At 36.2% G+C, this 14,148-nt stretch carries 19 protein-coding genes, 1 pseudogene and 1 riboswitch; of the genes and pseudogenes, 10 read left to right on the forward strand and 10 right to left on the reverse strand.

Features of this window, described 5'->3' with window-relative positions; all coding sequences use genetic code 11:
- Positions 1-229: 229 nt before the first annotated feature.
- A riboswitch (SAM riboswitch) is annotated at positions 230-369 on the reverse strand.
- Positions 370-498: 129 nt separating this feature from the next.
- Complete coding sequence (locus tag AC0L8O_RS17840; RefSeq protein WP_034332655.1) at positions 499-783, reverse strand: hypothetical protein; 285 nt, start codon at positions 781-783, stop codon at positions 499-501.
- Positions 784-951: 168 nt separating this feature from the next.
- Between AC0L8O_RS17840 and AC0L8O_RS17845 the strand changes: the two are divergent.
- The 3 genes and pseudogenes from AC0L8O_RS17845 (at position 952) to AC0L8O_RS17855 (ending at position 2,714) form a co-directional block, all read left to right on the forward strand.
- A pseudogene (locus AC0L8O_RS17845) lies at positions 952-1,676 on the forward strand (esterase family protein).
- Positions 1,677-1,760: 84 nt separating this feature from the next.
- Positions 1,761-2,279: a YjcG family protein gene (locus AC0L8O_RS17850; protein WP_473444233.1), complete on the forward strand. Its 519-nt coding sequence runs from the start codon at positions 1,761-1,763 to the stop codon at positions 2,277-2,279.
- The gene (locus tag AC0L8O_RS17855; protein ID WP_473444235.1) at positions 2,280-2,714 is read left to right on the forward strand and encodes a GNAT family N-acetyltransferase; all 435 of its coding nucleotides are present in this window, start codon (positions 2,280-2,282) and stop codon (positions 2,712-2,714) included.
- 18 nt (positions 2,715-2,732) lie between these two features.
- Here AC0L8O_RS17855 and AC0L8O_RS17860 read toward each other — a convergent pair whose 3' ends face one another.
- On the reverse strand, positions 2,733-3,746 hold the full coding sequence (locus tag AC0L8O_RS17860; RefSeq protein WP_473444237.1) for a DUF3231 family protein: 1,014 nt from the start codon (positions 3,744-3,746) through the stop codon (positions 2,733-2,735).
- A 155-nt stretch (positions 3,747-3,901) separates the two neighbouring features.
- Here AC0L8O_RS17860 and AC0L8O_RS17865 point away from each other — a divergent pair, with 155 nt between their 5' ends.
- Positions 3,902-4,576 (forward strand): YetF domain-containing protein, encoded by a 675-nt coding sequence (locus AC0L8O_RS17865; protein ID WP_473444239.1) that lies wholly within the window; start codon positions 3,902-3,904, stop codon positions 4,574-4,576.
- 49 nt (positions 4,577-4,625) lie between these two features.
- Here AC0L8O_RS17865 and AC0L8O_RS17870 read toward each other — a convergent pair whose 3' ends face one another.
- Complete coding sequence (locus AC0L8O_RS17870) at positions 4,626-4,871, reverse strand: hypothetical protein (protein ID WP_473444241.1); 246 nt, start codon at positions 4,869-4,871, stop codon at positions 4,626-4,628.
- A gap of 175 nt (positions 4,872-5,046) precedes the next feature.
- Between AC0L8O_RS17870 and AC0L8O_RS17875 the strand changes: the two genes are divergently transcribed.
- The gene (locus tag AC0L8O_RS17875) at positions 5,047-7,326 is read left to right on the forward strand and encodes an ATP-dependent helicase (protein ID WP_473444244.1); all 2,280 of its coding nucleotides are present in this window, start codon (positions 5,047-5,049) and stop codon (positions 7,324-7,326) included.
- Positions 7,327-7,545: 219 nt separating this feature from the next.
- Here AC0L8O_RS17875 and spoVIF read toward each other — a convergent pair whose 3' ends face one another.
- The 6 genes from spoVIF to AC0L8O_RS17905 all read right to left on the reverse strand — a co-directional run bounded on the left by spoVIF (position 7,546) and on the right by AC0L8O_RS17905 (position 9,977).
- Positions 7,546-7,800, reverse strand: a complete 255-nt coding sequence (gene spoVIF, locus AC0L8O_RS17880; RefSeq protein ID WP_026561091.1) for a sporulation-specific transcription regulator SpoVIF — start codon at positions 7,798-7,800, stop codon at positions 7,546-7,548.
- A gap of 290 nt (positions 7,801-8,090) precedes the next feature.
- Positions 8,091-8,222 (reverse strand): YjcZ family sporulation protein, encoded by a 132-nt coding sequence (locus tag AC0L8O_RS17885; protein ID WP_372496303.1) that lies wholly within the window; start codon positions 8,220-8,222, stop codon positions 8,091-8,093.
- Positions 8,223-8,309: 87 nt separating this feature from the next.
- Positions 8,310-8,513, reverse strand: a complete 204-nt coding sequence (locus tag AC0L8O_RS17890) for a hypothetical protein (protein WP_394186601.1) — start codon at positions 8,511-8,513, stop codon at positions 8,310-8,312.
- 94 nt (positions 8,514-8,607) lie between these two features.
- On the reverse strand, positions 8,608-9,207 hold the full coding sequence (locus AC0L8O_RS17895) for a DUF421 domain-containing protein (RefSeq protein ID WP_473444248.1): 600 nt from the start codon (positions 9,205-9,207) through the stop codon (positions 8,608-8,610).
- A gap of 151 nt (positions 9,208-9,358) precedes the next feature.
- Complete coding sequence (locus AC0L8O_RS17900) at positions 9,359-9,484, reverse strand: hypothetical protein (RefSeq protein ID WP_264144823.1); 126 nt, start codon at positions 9,482-9,484, stop codon at positions 9,359-9,361.
- A 142-nt stretch (positions 9,485-9,626) separates the two neighbouring features.
- Positions 9,627-9,977, reverse strand: a complete 351-nt coding sequence (locus AC0L8O_RS17905; RefSeq protein ID WP_078435166.1) for a DUF1360 domain-containing protein — start codon at positions 9,975-9,977, stop codon at positions 9,627-9,629.
- A gap of 307 nt (positions 9,978-10,284) precedes the next feature.
- On the opposite strand from AC0L8O_RS17905, the gene AC0L8O_RS17910 reads away from it, so the two are divergent.
- The 5 genes from AC0L8O_RS17910 (at position 10,285) to AC0L8O_RS17930 (ending at position 13,337) form a co-directional block, all read left to right on the forward strand.
- Positions 10,285-10,707: a spore coat protein gene (locus AC0L8O_RS17910; protein ID WP_026561087.1), complete on the forward strand. Its 423-nt coding sequence runs from the start codon at positions 10,285-10,287 to the stop codon at positions 10,705-10,707.
- A 90-nt stretch (positions 10,708-10,797) separates the two neighbouring features.
- Positions 10,798-11,079 (forward strand): hypothetical protein, encoded by a 282-nt coding sequence (locus AC0L8O_RS17915; RefSeq protein WP_216772256.1) that lies wholly within the window; start codon positions 10,798-10,800, stop codon positions 11,077-11,079.
- Between the two features lie 93 nt (positions 11,080-11,172).
- Positions 11,173-11,688: a spore coat protein gene (locus AC0L8O_RS17920; RefSeq protein ID WP_264144825.1), complete on the forward strand. Its 516-nt coding sequence runs from the start codon at positions 11,173-11,175 to the stop codon at positions 11,686-11,688.
- 595 nt (positions 11,689-12,283) lie between these two features.
- On the forward strand, positions 12,284-12,769 hold the full coding sequence (locus AC0L8O_RS17925) for a CotY/CotZ family spore coat protein (RefSeq protein ID WP_264144826.1): 486 nt from the start codon (positions 12,284-12,286) through the stop codon (positions 12,767-12,769).
- A gap of 154 nt (positions 12,770-12,923) precedes the next feature.
- The gene (locus AC0L8O_RS17930) at positions 12,924-13,337 is read left to right on the forward strand and encodes a CotY/CotZ family spore coat protein (RefSeq protein ID WP_216772253.1); all 414 of its coding nucleotides are present in this window, start codon (positions 12,924-12,926) and stop codon (positions 13,335-13,337) included.
- Positions 13,338-13,487: 150 nt separating this feature from the next.
- Here the strand turns inward: AC0L8O_RS17930 and AC0L8O_RS17935 are convergent, their stop codons facing one another.
- The gene (locus AC0L8O_RS17935; protein ID WP_264144827.1) at positions 13,488-13,991 is read right to left on the reverse strand and encodes a spore coat CotO family protein; all 504 of its coding nucleotides are present in this window, start codon (positions 13,989-13,991) and stop codon (positions 13,488-13,490) included.
- Between the last annotated feature and the right edge of the window lie 157 nt (positions 13,992-14,148).

The raw sequence follows: 14,148 nt of genomic DNA on the forward strand, positions 1-14,148 counted from the left end.
CTTATCTCTCAAGCATAAAGCTGGTGTGGCTTGCTGGATTTAGCACCTTGGCACTCGTGGAAGATCTTTCGTAAAATCTGTTAGCTTAATATTTACTTATGAACTTAGAACCTACTTAATTTGTTTAAGTGGGTTTTTAGAAGCACGCAATGCTTGCGGCTTGCGATGCAAGCCAGCGACAGATGATGAAAAATGCTTCGAACAAACAAAATCGCTTTGTTCGCTTCATTTTTCATCATCTGTCGGTGCTTTTAAAAACCAACATAGGTATATTCTAAGAAAATAAATATCAATCACCAGATCTTCACTCGTTATGAACCGGTTGCTGAGGCTTCATAGGGCCAGTCCCTCTGCCTCTCTTGATAAGAAATATATGAAATTGTTTGGTTTACTTTTTTTACTACTTTACATGATTCGAGTTTAGAATGCAATACAATTATTGTAATAGTTTGATTTGTATAATTATTCGAACGTAAAAAGCCGACGTTTTGTCGGCTTCTACTTAGATTTCGATTTTTCATTAAAATAATTAACAGAGTACATAGATCCTTCTGCAACCATTGAATTATCTTCTATATCATAAGGATCGGGATGTCCGGCTTTTTCCATAACTGGTTCTTTCCTAGATAAAAGGATTTTTGCTTTATTTTTTATACGCTGAATTCCATAATTCATTTTATCTTTTCGTTTCTCATCTTTTAATAAATAAGAAGTAACACCTATTGTCGATAGCGCAACACCGGATAAAACCACTGTCCTCTTTGATAAGGCTTGTTTTTTCATTGTGATTCTCCTTTCACTCTTTTTTAATAGGTTTACCATGTACATTCCCTTGTCCCATTTTTTCAAACCTTTTTTCTCTATCTTTCTATTTGCATTTTTAAGGATGAATCCACTCAGGCGTGTTAAAATAGAAAATGGTTTCAAACATATACATTAAGGAGGGAAATGATGAGTAAACAAACAGGTATTATAAAGGAGCGTTCCTTTTTTTCAGCATCTTTAGAGGAAGAAGTAACATTGCTTATTTATCTTCCGGAAAATTTTTCTCCTTTATATAAGTATAGTTTGTTAATTGCACAGGATGGTCAGGATTATTTCAAGCTGGGCCGGGTTGGCAGACAACTCGAAGCACTCATGAAAGAAGAAGAAATTGAGAATGTTATTGTTGTAGGAATTCCATACAAAGATGTCGATGACCGCCGAGATAAATATCATCCTGATGGAGTTAAGGTTAAGCAGTATATACGTTTTCTTGCACATGAGCTTGTTCCATATTTGGATGAAGAATTTCCAACCTACCAAATTGGCTACGGCCGTGCTCTTATCGGGGATTCTTTAGGGGCATCCGTTTCCTTGCTGACAGGCTTAATGTATCCAAATATTTTTGGTAAACTTATTTTGCAATCCCCATTTGTTAATGATGGTGTATTGGAAGCAGTTGAAAACTTTACTTCATCTACCCGTCCAATTGTTTATCATCAAATCGGAAAGAAAGAAACAGCTGTAAAAACAACTCATGGTGAGATCCTTGATTTTGTGACACCAAACCGCAAGCTTGCAGAAGCGATTGAAAAAAAGGATTTTCATACACCTATGAAGAATTTGATGGCGATCATACATGGAAGTATTGGCAGCCTTCTTTAACGCCGATTTTCAAGCAAATATTTGAGTAATTTTCAGACACATCATACGTACATATGTTTATTTTCAAAAATTTGATATACTAACATTACAATGACTCGTTAGGAGGGAATGACATGAAATACGGAATTGCCCTTTTTCCATCTAAAAAACTACAGGATCTTGCCAATTCATATCGTAAACGATATGACACGAATTACGCTTTAGTTCCACCGCATTTAACGTTAAAAACAGCATTTGATGCAGATGATACTGAAATTAAAGCTATCGCAAAAGAGTTACGTGACATCGCTAATGCAACAAAACCTTTGCACATTTCCATTAAGAAGGTAAGCTCTTTTTCACCTGTGAATAACGTCATTTATTTAAAAGTAGACCCGACAGATGAGCTTAAAGCTCTCCATGAAAAGCTGCATACAGGATCACTGAATAGCAATCCGGAGTATGCATTTGTTCCACATATAACAATTGGTCAAAAACTATCAGACGACGAACATTCAGATGTGTTGGGAAATCTTAAAATGTTGGACATTCGTCATGAAGAGGTTATTGATCGTTTTCACCTTTTATACCAATTAGAAAACGGTACTTGGACTGTCTACGAAACATTTTTACTCGGAAAGGAAAGCGAATAATTGAACATACAACAAGTCACAACAAAAGAACAACTAGATGATGCATTTTCAGTACGATACACTGTTTTTGTAGATGAACAACAAGTTCCAGTAGAAGAAGAAATTGATCAACTTGAAGATGAGGCAACACATGTCGTGCTATATGATGACAACCAAAAGCCTGCCGGTGCAGGACGGGTGCGAGTTGTTGACGGCATAGGCAAACTTGAAAGAATCTGTGTTTTATCAACAAGCCGCAAAAACGGCGCCGGCCGAATGATTGTTGAAAAATTAGAAGAAATTGCAACACAGCAAGGTGTAAGCAAACTAAAGCTTAACGCACAAACACATGCAATTCCTTTTTATGTGAAGTTAGGCTATGAGGTTGTGTCTGATGAGTTTATGGACGCAGGTATTCCTCATGTGACGATGATCAAGGAAATAGAAAAAAGCTAACATTGGGTTAGCTTTTTTCTATTTATCCTTCTTTACAAGCTTTTTGCGATCCTTCAAACCCGGCGGCTGCTCCAGCCAATTGTTATTTATCATAATATCCGCGCCAGTTTTTGCAAAGTCTGCAATTTCTATAGATAACCTTTCATAATTTACTGCCAAATCCGCTCGTTGACTTGCTACTGCCGCTGTTGCGTAATTACCTGAACCTGCTGCACTAAGCAATGACATTTGGAACATCATTAATTTATCTGAGTAAGTTTGTGATGTCGAATCACTTACACAAACATCCGGAGAACCAGGTGCTAGGATATCACTTTCAGCCAATGTTTTCGTAAAGATTTTTACATGTTTTTTTGAAATTTCGCTTCCTCTCATCATATATTCCTGTACTTCCTTGTTTTGAGATGTCTGTCCAAAGCTTAAACATAATTTACTGCCGATTGAATTGGTTTGGATATTCATGTATAAATGAGAAATTTCAATCGCGTTTAATGGGCGTTTCTCTGAAAAAGGATTTAATCCACTAAGATATTTTTTCGTCTCCACATAATCACTGTTCTCTGGTACTTCTATGTACGGTGCTTTGACATAAAATCCTTTTTTGTCAGCAATTTCAAGTGTGGAGTTATATAATTCTGCCGCCTTTTGCAAACACTCCGTAAAGAAATGTCTTGTATCTTCTCGTACACACATTGCTAAGCAACCTGAATACCCAAGCATGGCAACCTTTGACATGTGATTAATATAGATAAGGATAAAAGTGTCGGAGTATAGTTTTTGTGCATTTGTATATAAATCTTCATTTGTAAACCCCACCGGTTCTGCATATTTATGTTTCCGAAAAAATTCTGTTAAAAAATTTAAATTATGATTTGCTATATCATAAGATTGTTGAACCCCTGCTCTTATCTCACTCTCCTCTATATCAATCAGCATATGTGATAACATTGTCTTTACCATGCTCTCATTCATATAGGTCGTCCATAGTGATGCAATTTCAGTTGAGGTAAGTTTGTTATAATCTTCAGACACGTATACCCCTCCTTCGGCCAATGAAGAATTTTTTTATATTCTTTCCTATCTTTCCTCTTATTATTTCAATTCTTTCTCTCTTATTTCTTATAGTATAAAAACTATTATGACGCTAAAGATACTATATATGGACGTGTGTGACGGAGGTTTTTAACATGCATTTTGGACAAATAACGATTGAACTATTTTTTGGATTTATTGCTTTATTTGTTATCACAAGAATATTAGGTAAAACACAAATCACACAAATTACAACATTTGACTTTATCTCTGCTCTTGTTCTAGGAGAATTGGTCGGGAATGCCGTTTTTGATGATCACGTTAGTATTGCTGAAATATTTTATGCTGTTTTTATTTGGGGGCTTCTCATCTTCATCTTAGAAATGATTACGCAAAAGTGGAGTAAAACAAGGGGATTTCTTGAAGGAAAGCCAACCATTATTATTAGAGAAGGACAAATACAAAGAGACAGCTTAAAAAAGTGTAAGCTGGACATCAATCAATTACAGCATTTAATTCGATCAAAGGGTGTTTTCTCGATTAGGGAGTTGGAGTATGCCATTCTTGAAACAGATGGAACTGTTAGTATTCTAAAAAAAGCTGAATTCGAAAATCCGACCAAGTCAGATCTTCAAGTGAGTCAAGAAAAAGTTCATATCCCCATTACAATTATTAGCGACGGCAAAGTTTTGAAGGAAAATTTAATTGAAGCTGGTTTTAATTACACCTGGCTTGAGCAGCAATTAAAGCAACAGAATATTTTTCGGACAGAGGAAGTTCTCTATGCAGAGTGGTTAGAAGGGAAAGGATTACACGTTCAGTCATTCTAACATCATCAAAAAAGGACTGGTTTCAGTTGAAACCAGTCCTTTTTCGTATTTAAACATATTCATTCAAGTGTTTTCCTTTTCCTGTATATGTTGCTACATAGCTATTCTGCTTCATTTTTTCTTTTAAAATATCTGCAAACTTTTGTTGTTCTGCCTGTGAACTTTCTCGGAGATGACGAGTATTCAGAGTGACTCCAGATGTTGGTAAAACATATGCATAATGTTGTTTAACTGAGACAGATCGATTAGCGTATTGAGTGTATGTATCATGTTGTATCGGTAAGATATATCCCACTTTTACCACCTCTTATTCTTTATTTCCCGTGTCTATGGAAGGTTAAACCATTTTCTTTCACTTTTCGTTCAGTTCTCGTTCTGTTATCATAGATTTTGTCGCTTCATTTATTCGCTTATACTAAATTTCTATATACATACGATGAAATATCCAATTTTAAGGGAGGAGGACAACAATGAATTCAGCAAAAATAAAGGAATCAATCATCTCCTTAACACAATTACCTCAGCAGGAAATCCAAAGAATATATGAAGAATCTTTAAAAGAGGCTGTTGTTTGCAGGTGCTGCGGAAAACCGGTGAAGCTGTATTTAGGCATTAACCATCCTCCCTATTTTTATCACTCAAACAGAGAATTAAATGAAACATGCCAGAAACAATTTCATGTCGATTTTCCGAAACAAGAAGAAACACCAACTCATGAAACAACAACAGAGAACGACTCTGAGCAAAATGGGTTTCGGTTACCAAAATCAAGAAGTATTGCTACAGCTGACAAAAAAGAAACAACAAAATGGTGTGAACCAAAAATGCTAAAAGGGAGAACTCCCTTTACAATAAAAGTAAAAACTCCTGCGTCCCTATTGGGCATTCCACTAGATGTGGAACAAAAAGAAGCTGTCACAACGACTGAAGGACCTTTGCTTATTTTAGCCGGGGCCGGTAGTGGAAAAACACGTGTATTAACAACAAGAGCTTTGTACATGATTGAGGAAAAAGAGATTTCGCCTACATCGATGATGCTTGTCACCTTTACAGCAAAAGCAGCAAAAGAAATGCAGCAACGGCTCATTGCAAACTCTTCTATTCAGGCTGCAAAGCTTAACCAATTGCTAATCGGTACATTTCATAGTATTTTTTATAAAATTCTTCTCCATCACGATCGTGAGAAGTGGAATAGCCGACACCTGTTAAAATGGGATTGGCAAAAGGAAAGCTATCTAAAAGCCTCCTGCAGAGAATTAGGAATAGATGAAAAGGACTTTCCATTTGACCAAGCCATTCAACAAATCGGTTATTGGAAAAATACAATGTATATGCCCCAGTGTATAAAGCCTGCTGATGATTGGGAGCAAACCGCACTCACTCTTTATAGAGAATACGAGGAGCAAAAACAACAGCGCGGACAATTTGACTTCGATGATATGCTTGTGAAGTGCTATGAGCTATTAAATGAAAATACTGATCTTTTATCCTCTTACCAGCAGCGGTTTCAGTATTTCTTAATCGATGAATTTCAGGATATTAATCCTGTGCAATATAAGCTTATTAAGCTATTATCCAGTCATACTAACAATCTATGCGGTGTCGGGGATGATGATCAAACCATTTACAGTTTTAGAGGCAGTCAACCGTCATTTATTTTGAATTTCAAACAAGAATACCCATCAGCAAAAGTAATTACACTCTCTGCTAACTATCGTTCTGATCATCAAATTGTCTCAACAGCAAATGATGTTATATCAAAAAACAAACAAAGACTCAGTAAGCAAATGATCGCTCAATATGAAACACCACACTCACCTGTTGCTTTTTTTCCATATGATGAAGAGGAAGAAGCTACAATGATTTTGCAAGATATGAAGGAGAAAATTGAAGCAGGAGCAAATCCCGAAGAGTTTGCTGTTTTATATCGTACACATACAGGTGGACGAGCAGTATTTGAACGATTTGTTCAATCAAGCATTCCTTTTACTATTGAAAAAGGACAATCATCCTTTTATGAAAGAAAAATGGTACGCAGTATTTTATCCTATCTTCGCCTTAGTATGAACTCTGATGACAGCTCCGCCATAACGGAGTTGATACGCGCTTTATTTTTAAAACAATCGGTTCTCAATGATGTCAAAGCTTTATCCATCCTGCATGACTGCTCACTTGTTGAAGCTCTATTACATGTAAATGGACTGCCTGCATTTCAAAAAGCAAAGCTAAAGAAAATCATCCCAAGAATCAACTCTCTTCAGCATGAAAAACCGGCTGTCGCATTAGCGATCATTGAAAAAGATTTAGGCTTTGTTGATTACTTAAAGAAACAGGGGAATGAAGGAAATGCAATGGAAAAGGGCTCAGATGACTTGAATGATTTAAAGGTAGTTGCGAAGAAATTCATGACTGTTACTGATTTTCTCCAGCACGTTGACCATATGATTGTGACACAGCAATCGTTAAAAACATCAACACAAGAATCCGGAGTTCAACTTATGACAATTCACCGTTCAAAAGGCCTGGAATTTAAATATGTTTATGTATTAGGTGTTGTCGACGGCTCTTTACCACATGATTTCGCATTGGAGTCGGCTCGAAAGGAAAAGTTCGAACATCTTGAGGAAGAACGACGATTACTTTATGTGGCGATGACGCGGGCAAAAGAACATTTATATTTGTCAGTTCCATCACACCGAAGAGGGCGGAAGGCTGTCCCTTCCCGGTTTATAAGGGGAATGATGAAATAAGTTAGAAAGAAGCCGCTCTAATGCTGATTTCATTGACAAAATCAGCTCATTTTTGCAGACTTCCACTAGTTTTTTGCAGATTTTAAATTATTTTTGTAAGTTTGACTTTTATTCTTGCAAATTCTTAATCTATTTTGCAGAAAAGAGCCTTTTTTTGCAAAGCTTAATTTTCCACCCTACTATAAAGGGTCTGACCAAAAGTCAGACCCCTTTTTCTGTTTACTTCTTATTTATCATTTTAGAAATCGTATTAAAATCCAATTTCTCGTTTCCGTTAACAATAGAGTTAACGATTTTATCTTCCATTTGCTTGTTAACTGGTTTATTGGCAATCTTTGAAACTCGTTGAATGACGCTGCGTACTGTTTTTTCATCTTTAAAGTTTGCACCTTGTAATGAGTTAGCTAATGAGAAAATATCATTCATGTTAACGCCAGTTTTTCCTTCAAGATTCTTAAAGAATTTGCTATCCATTTTCCCGCCTCCTTAATTCATGATATATCGTATGGAATTCCATTTAAAATGTGATAGGAAATTCATCTTATTAATAAAATTCAAATTAGAAAAGTGCAAGCGCCTTGATCAGCCTAGGGCAAATAAGGCGATTTGGAATAGAAGGCGTTTTTTCCTTCAATTCCAAGTTGACTAGACCCTAGAGGGGCTTGGCGCTGGAGCTCCTATACTAAGTAAAAACTTTATTAAAAAGACGAAAGTACGAGCAGCCTACCATGCTCGTACTTGGTTCGTCATTAAAGCTTCACACATTAGTTATAAAAAGATGCACCAACAATGATTAAAAGAATGAACAATACTACGATTAATACGAAAGTACTTCCGTAGTATCCGCCACCGCCATAACCATAGTTACCACCACCGTAGCCGTAACCCATGAGCATAAGCACCTCCTCTACCCTAACTTCTTTATAATCTATGTAGGGATTGAGGAAACGGTGTGGACGAATAACAGTGTTTCTGCCTTAATTTCACTTTGATTTTGACTTTACCCATTTTTCATATTCTACTGCTGCACTCTCCATTCGATATTCAAAATCTTCTGTTGTTTGGTCTAATGTTTTTAATTGGTCATGCAGTTCAGCCAGTTTCACATCTTCTCCAGACTGAATCCGATCATGTTTTTTCATAGTGGAATTCAGCCATCCTTCAAAAAACAGTTCTAAAATATTCATTTTTCCTCTCCTGTTTCCGGCTTTTTTAGTTCATCATCATAGTAATCTGCATATAGATTCCCATCAGAGTCGAGTTGAGCAAGGTATACATCCTTCACATTTCTTTTTTCTCCTGCAGCTTCCTTCTCACCCAATCTAAACTATAGCCACCCTCATAAATTGCACTTTCTAAGTAGTTTCCATCCATAATGACCGTTAACGGTGTTTTCTGTTTTGGACCTTCTCCGAAAAAATCTTCCCATTTTGTTGGCTGCTTTTCTTTTTTTAATAAAACACTTAGCTCTCCATTCGTCTCTAATATGGCAAATTCAACATCAGAAACTTGAAAGATATTTTTCTTGCGCAGCTGTTCAAGTAATTCATCTGTACTATATTTTTCGTACTTTAGATTTCCTTCTAAGATTTTCCCATCCTGAATAAACGTAGTTGCTTTTCCTTCAACAATATCCCGAAACTTCTTACTTTTAAGCGAGATATAAGATATGACAAGGGGAAATAACGTCCATATTAAGATAGAAACCACTCCGTTCAAGATATTTAATTCAATATCCATTGTGATGGTCCCGGCAATATCTCCTACTGTTATGCCAACAATATATTCAAAAAAGACAATTTGGATAATTGCTTTTTCCCAAGTAACTTCGTAATAAAAAAAGACCACTAATAATGCAAAAAGAACGAATGACCACTTCAATCCAATCTGGCATATTACTATCTCCCTAACTTTTGGAATAAAAACTAAATTTAGTATGTGGATATATATGTAAAAATATGTAATGTTTCTTACCATTAAAAAGAGACTACCATTTATCTAAAGTAGTCTCTCGATTCTAACCTATTAAAAGCTATACACGCTTATTTTTCTTTCCACAGCCACAGCCACTCTTTTTTACCTTTTTAGGTTTTGACACAGAGATCGATTGATTCGAGTTAGTCGGTCTTCCGGAAGGATTCAAGTTTGCCTTTTTCATGATTATCCCACCTTCCTATCGATTTAATATAGCTTTTAGACGTTATGCTGAAGAAGTCAGTTGTTCTGTTTACCGTCTGCAGTCATTTAGCATCTATATCTCATCTTATGTGTAATTGCTTTTATGTTTCTATGTGTTTTGCCTATTCTATTAGTTTCCCTACGATAGATTCAATGATTCCGGCTAACCCTGCAATGGCTAAAATCACAAGTAATGGTTCGGCACCTATTGGCCAAAACCACCACAATCCGCATAAAAAGGCTGTACACCAGACCCCTGTACACCAATAACAACTTAATAATTCACCGATCCATGCCCGTATTCCTTTTCCTTTGATCTCAATATAAATTTCGGTTTCGCCGTTTTCGTTTATCTCTTCAATTTCACGATGAAATGGACTGCGAATAAAGGAGGTGATTTTATCGAAAACCATTAATCTCGTTAACCGAAAAGATGCCAATGCAATGATCAAAAATTCTACCCATGTGATCATCCCCTCCCACCTTTCTAATCATAATCTTTATACATTATGAAGGCTTCTTTGTTTTATGAACTTGGACAAGATAATTTTTTTATGAATAGGCCAAATCCCTAAACAGTCATTTGTCCATCAGCATTTATAAGAAAAATGGGTGCAAACCTGTATGTTTGCCTCATTCAAAACCTAGTGAATCTGCATTATATACAATTAAAAGGGAACACAGCATACCTCACGATTTCCATCCTCCCTAAACGTCCCATCGTAACGGTTAATCGTTGTGTCCCCTTTTTACCTCTTATCGTGAAAGGAGTGAATTTGGATGTCAACTAGATGGTCTGCCTTAGATGATTGCAAATGTAAGCACAGTAACTCAAACACAACACAAGATGCAGTACAAACAAATGAGACAGTTCAAGTTTCAGAGGAATTTATCCACATTAAAGATTCATGCAACGTTGATATTAAATCAACAGACACACAAGTAGCTGTTTCATTACAAGCAGCAATTCAGGTAGCAATTGCATTAGTTATTAACTTAACAATTGCTGACAGCGCCCGTGCTGAGCAAGTAACTCAGGATTTATTACAAAACTCAGTTATTAGGCAAGCAAATAAACAAAAAGTCATCATTGAGAATTCCCGTGACGTTACGATTACAACAACTGATACAGATGTAGCCATTTCTCTCCAGGTTCTAATTCAAATTTTACTAGCATTGTTAGTATCAATTGATATCCTATAAAACTACCAGAGATAAATAAAAAATTTTTATGGGGAAGGGGTCGCTATGCGCTATTTCCCCTATCCATTTATGTTATGGAGGTGACCAACATTGTCTAATGATAAATTAAATCTTCAAGATATCTCACAAACAATGATGCAACTATTCGTTCAAGACGTATTAAGCAAAAATAACATCTCAGATGAAAGTAAAAAGAAATTAACGGACGACCAAAAGGAGCAGTTAAAAAAGGTAGTAGCAGATCTTCAAGCACAAGTGAATGAATTTGTAAAAGGAGCTCAGGCAAAGAAAGAAGAGCCTGAGAAAGTTGAAGAAGCACCAAAAAACATGACACTACGTGACATGTTAAAAAATAAAAAGAAAGACAAATAAACTAAAAATGGGTGAAAACACCAAGATGTTTGTCTTATACAAAAATAAAATCCTGACATTTAATAATAGTACATCGAAAGGAGGAATTAAAACATGCAAGCAAAACCATATGAGTGGGTTGCATTAGACCGTAATTCTTGTCATCCAACACATTGTGGCTGTGGTAATCACAACAACAACAACAATAACAACAACGAGGTGGCTGGAGCAAACGTTGGCAATTTCTTTGGCGACGATGCTCAAGTATCACAAGGAGCGAATCAAGTAAGCGAAACAGAGCAAATTTCTTCAGAAACAATCATTGTAAGAGATTCTTGTGACATTGATATTAAATCAACTGATACTCAAGTAGCTGTTTCCCTACAAGTAGCACTTCAAGTGGCAATCGCACTTGTTATCAACTTAACAATTGCTGACAGCGCTCGTGCAGAGCAAGTAACACAACAATTACTTCAAGAAGCAGATATGAAACAAGTTAACAAACAAAAACTAGTCATTGAAAATTCAAAAGATGTAAAAGTTACAACAACTGACACAGACGTTGCAATCTCACTTCAAGTTCTTCTTCAAATCTTAATCGCACTAGTTGTTAACATCGACATTTTCTAATGACAAGAAGCAGGGGCTGCCCTGCTTTTTTTATGTTTTTTTAAATGTAGTTGAAGGTAAAAATTAGTTCGTTCCATTACGCTGCAGAGTTAAAATATTGTTTTAAAAGCCACAATCTTTGCGGAAACTGCCTTTTCATTTTATGTTTTTATCCTAAACTAAGTAAAGATCATATCATATGTTGTATCCAACTAATTTTATTATTATTAAACTTTATATGAGTCTATATTTAATAGCATCTGTAAACAATAACTTTGTAGGTTGATTGGAGCGGAAGGTGCGAGACTCCTGTGGGAGATGCGTTGCAGGTGAGACCCCGCAGGCGCAAAGCGACGAGGAAGCTCACCGCACGCCCCACTTAAGATGAGCATCCTGGAGCTTCAATCAATCAGCACAGCACATATTACTTTAACAACAAAGTATGTATTACTTGTTCTTAAAAAGACAAGTTACCCTTCCTTTTTTTGATACATTCACCTAAAAACTTTCTGGATGAATACATACAATATAGACGATAACCCACACCAACTAGTCATTTCCCACATAGTCTGTTAAGGACTAAAGTCAATAAATCATTTAAGGAGATGACTATTCAATGGGTTGCAAAGATAAAAAAGATAGAGACAATAATTGCGTATGTGAAGCTGTTGAACAAATTTTAGCTGAACAAGAAGCAGTTGAAGAAATCTCATGCCCAACAAGCTGCTACAGCAATTTATTAGGCCCTGTCTCTGGTCCTCAAAGAGATACAATTCCTTTCATCCTTTACGGAAAAAAAGGTGAACTCTTTAAAGCATTCGGTAATGTTGGTGGATTCAACGGAGACATGACTTGCTTCCAAACAATCTTCTTCCGTGTTGAAGCTGTTGAAGATTGCTGTGCAACATTATCATTATTACGTCCGGTTGATGTTGATGGCAATACGCTAAGCGTATGTAATCCTTGTGACGAAGATTTCTTCGGTCTTGAAAAGACTGACTTCTGCATCGAAGTAGACCTTGATTGCTTCTGTGCTATCCAATGCTTATCACCGGAATTAGTGGACCGTGTTGCAGACGAAAGAAAAAAATGCCACAAATAAACTGATGAACATCAAAGACTGCTGAACAATCGGCAGTCTTTTCTTTTTAGATTGTAACAAGATTTTAAAGAAAAATAGGCACTTTCCCCAGAACCTATTGGCCAATCAATTCTTATACTATTAATAAGAACTTTTGGTGGGAGGGATATCAAAAATGAGACATAATAATGCCTTTAACTGTGTATGTGATGCGGTTGAAAATATACTGAATCAACAGGAAGCTGTCGAAGATGAAAAATGTCCAACTAGTTGTTATTCAAACCTTCTAAACCCTGTCAAATCACTTGGAGATACAATACCCTTTATTCTGTTAAATGAAAAGGGTGAGCCATTTAAAGCATTCGGTCATGTTGGTGGGGAATGCTTTGAAACAAACTTTTTCAGAGTCGAAAAAATTCACCATTGTTGTGCAACGCTGCGGCTGCTGCTTCCAATCGATTGTCACGGACATGTGGCTCATAAAATTTGTGATGTAAAAGAGCTTGTTAAAACAAGAAATTGTGTAGAGGTTGACTTAAGCTGTTTCTGTGCAATTCAATGTTTATCACCCCGGTTATTAGTTGATTAAAAATCTCGTTTAGAAAAACTTGGCTTGTCGCCAAGTCCAATGGCGAAAGCCTTAGTTTTTCTTATACTATCAACCATAAAATTTTTATAAATTCTGATAGTACAAAAAAAGTTAGACACAAATGTGCCTAACTTTTTTAGTTTAAGTACGTTAGAAACCTAACAAATTAATTTCTTTAATCTGATTTAGCGGTATATCAATCGGTTTAGAATGTGTTAACGATCGAATTGTAACAATGTCATTTTCCTCTGTCATAATCACTCCACGGTACGTTTCTTCAACTGTACTGATCTGACAAAGTGTCCTAGGCATATTTTTCGGTAAATGTTTAAAAAACTCAATTTTTTCTTGAACGTTCATCTGGGTAATAGGTTTTCTTTGCTTTCGATACTGCTTAACTGTAGGTTCTTCTTCTACCTGTTCTTCCTCTTGAATCTCCACAGCCGTACTGACAGCCCCTTGCAGTTCCAGTTCAGTTTCAACAGCTTCCTCTACCACTGTATTAACAACAGCTTCTGATTGTTTTGGCTTCTCCACCACTTTTTGTTTTGCTTTTTTCACAACATAAGACTGCATATTTACATGAACACCATCAGAATCAGGTTGAACAATATACATAAGGGGCTTCATTTTGTAATTTTGCTTATTTGCCATTCGTTTCCCTCCTAAACAAGAGTCTACACACTCAACATGTTATGCGGGAGTACTGGGTAATGTGCCTATTTTCTGGACCCTAGGATTTTTTCTTAGAAAAACACGACTTACTGCCAAGAATGGCGGAAGTCGATGCCTTTTCTTATACTTTAATCCT

The organism is Metabacillus sp. KJ11-3 (genome assembly GCF_055808295.1).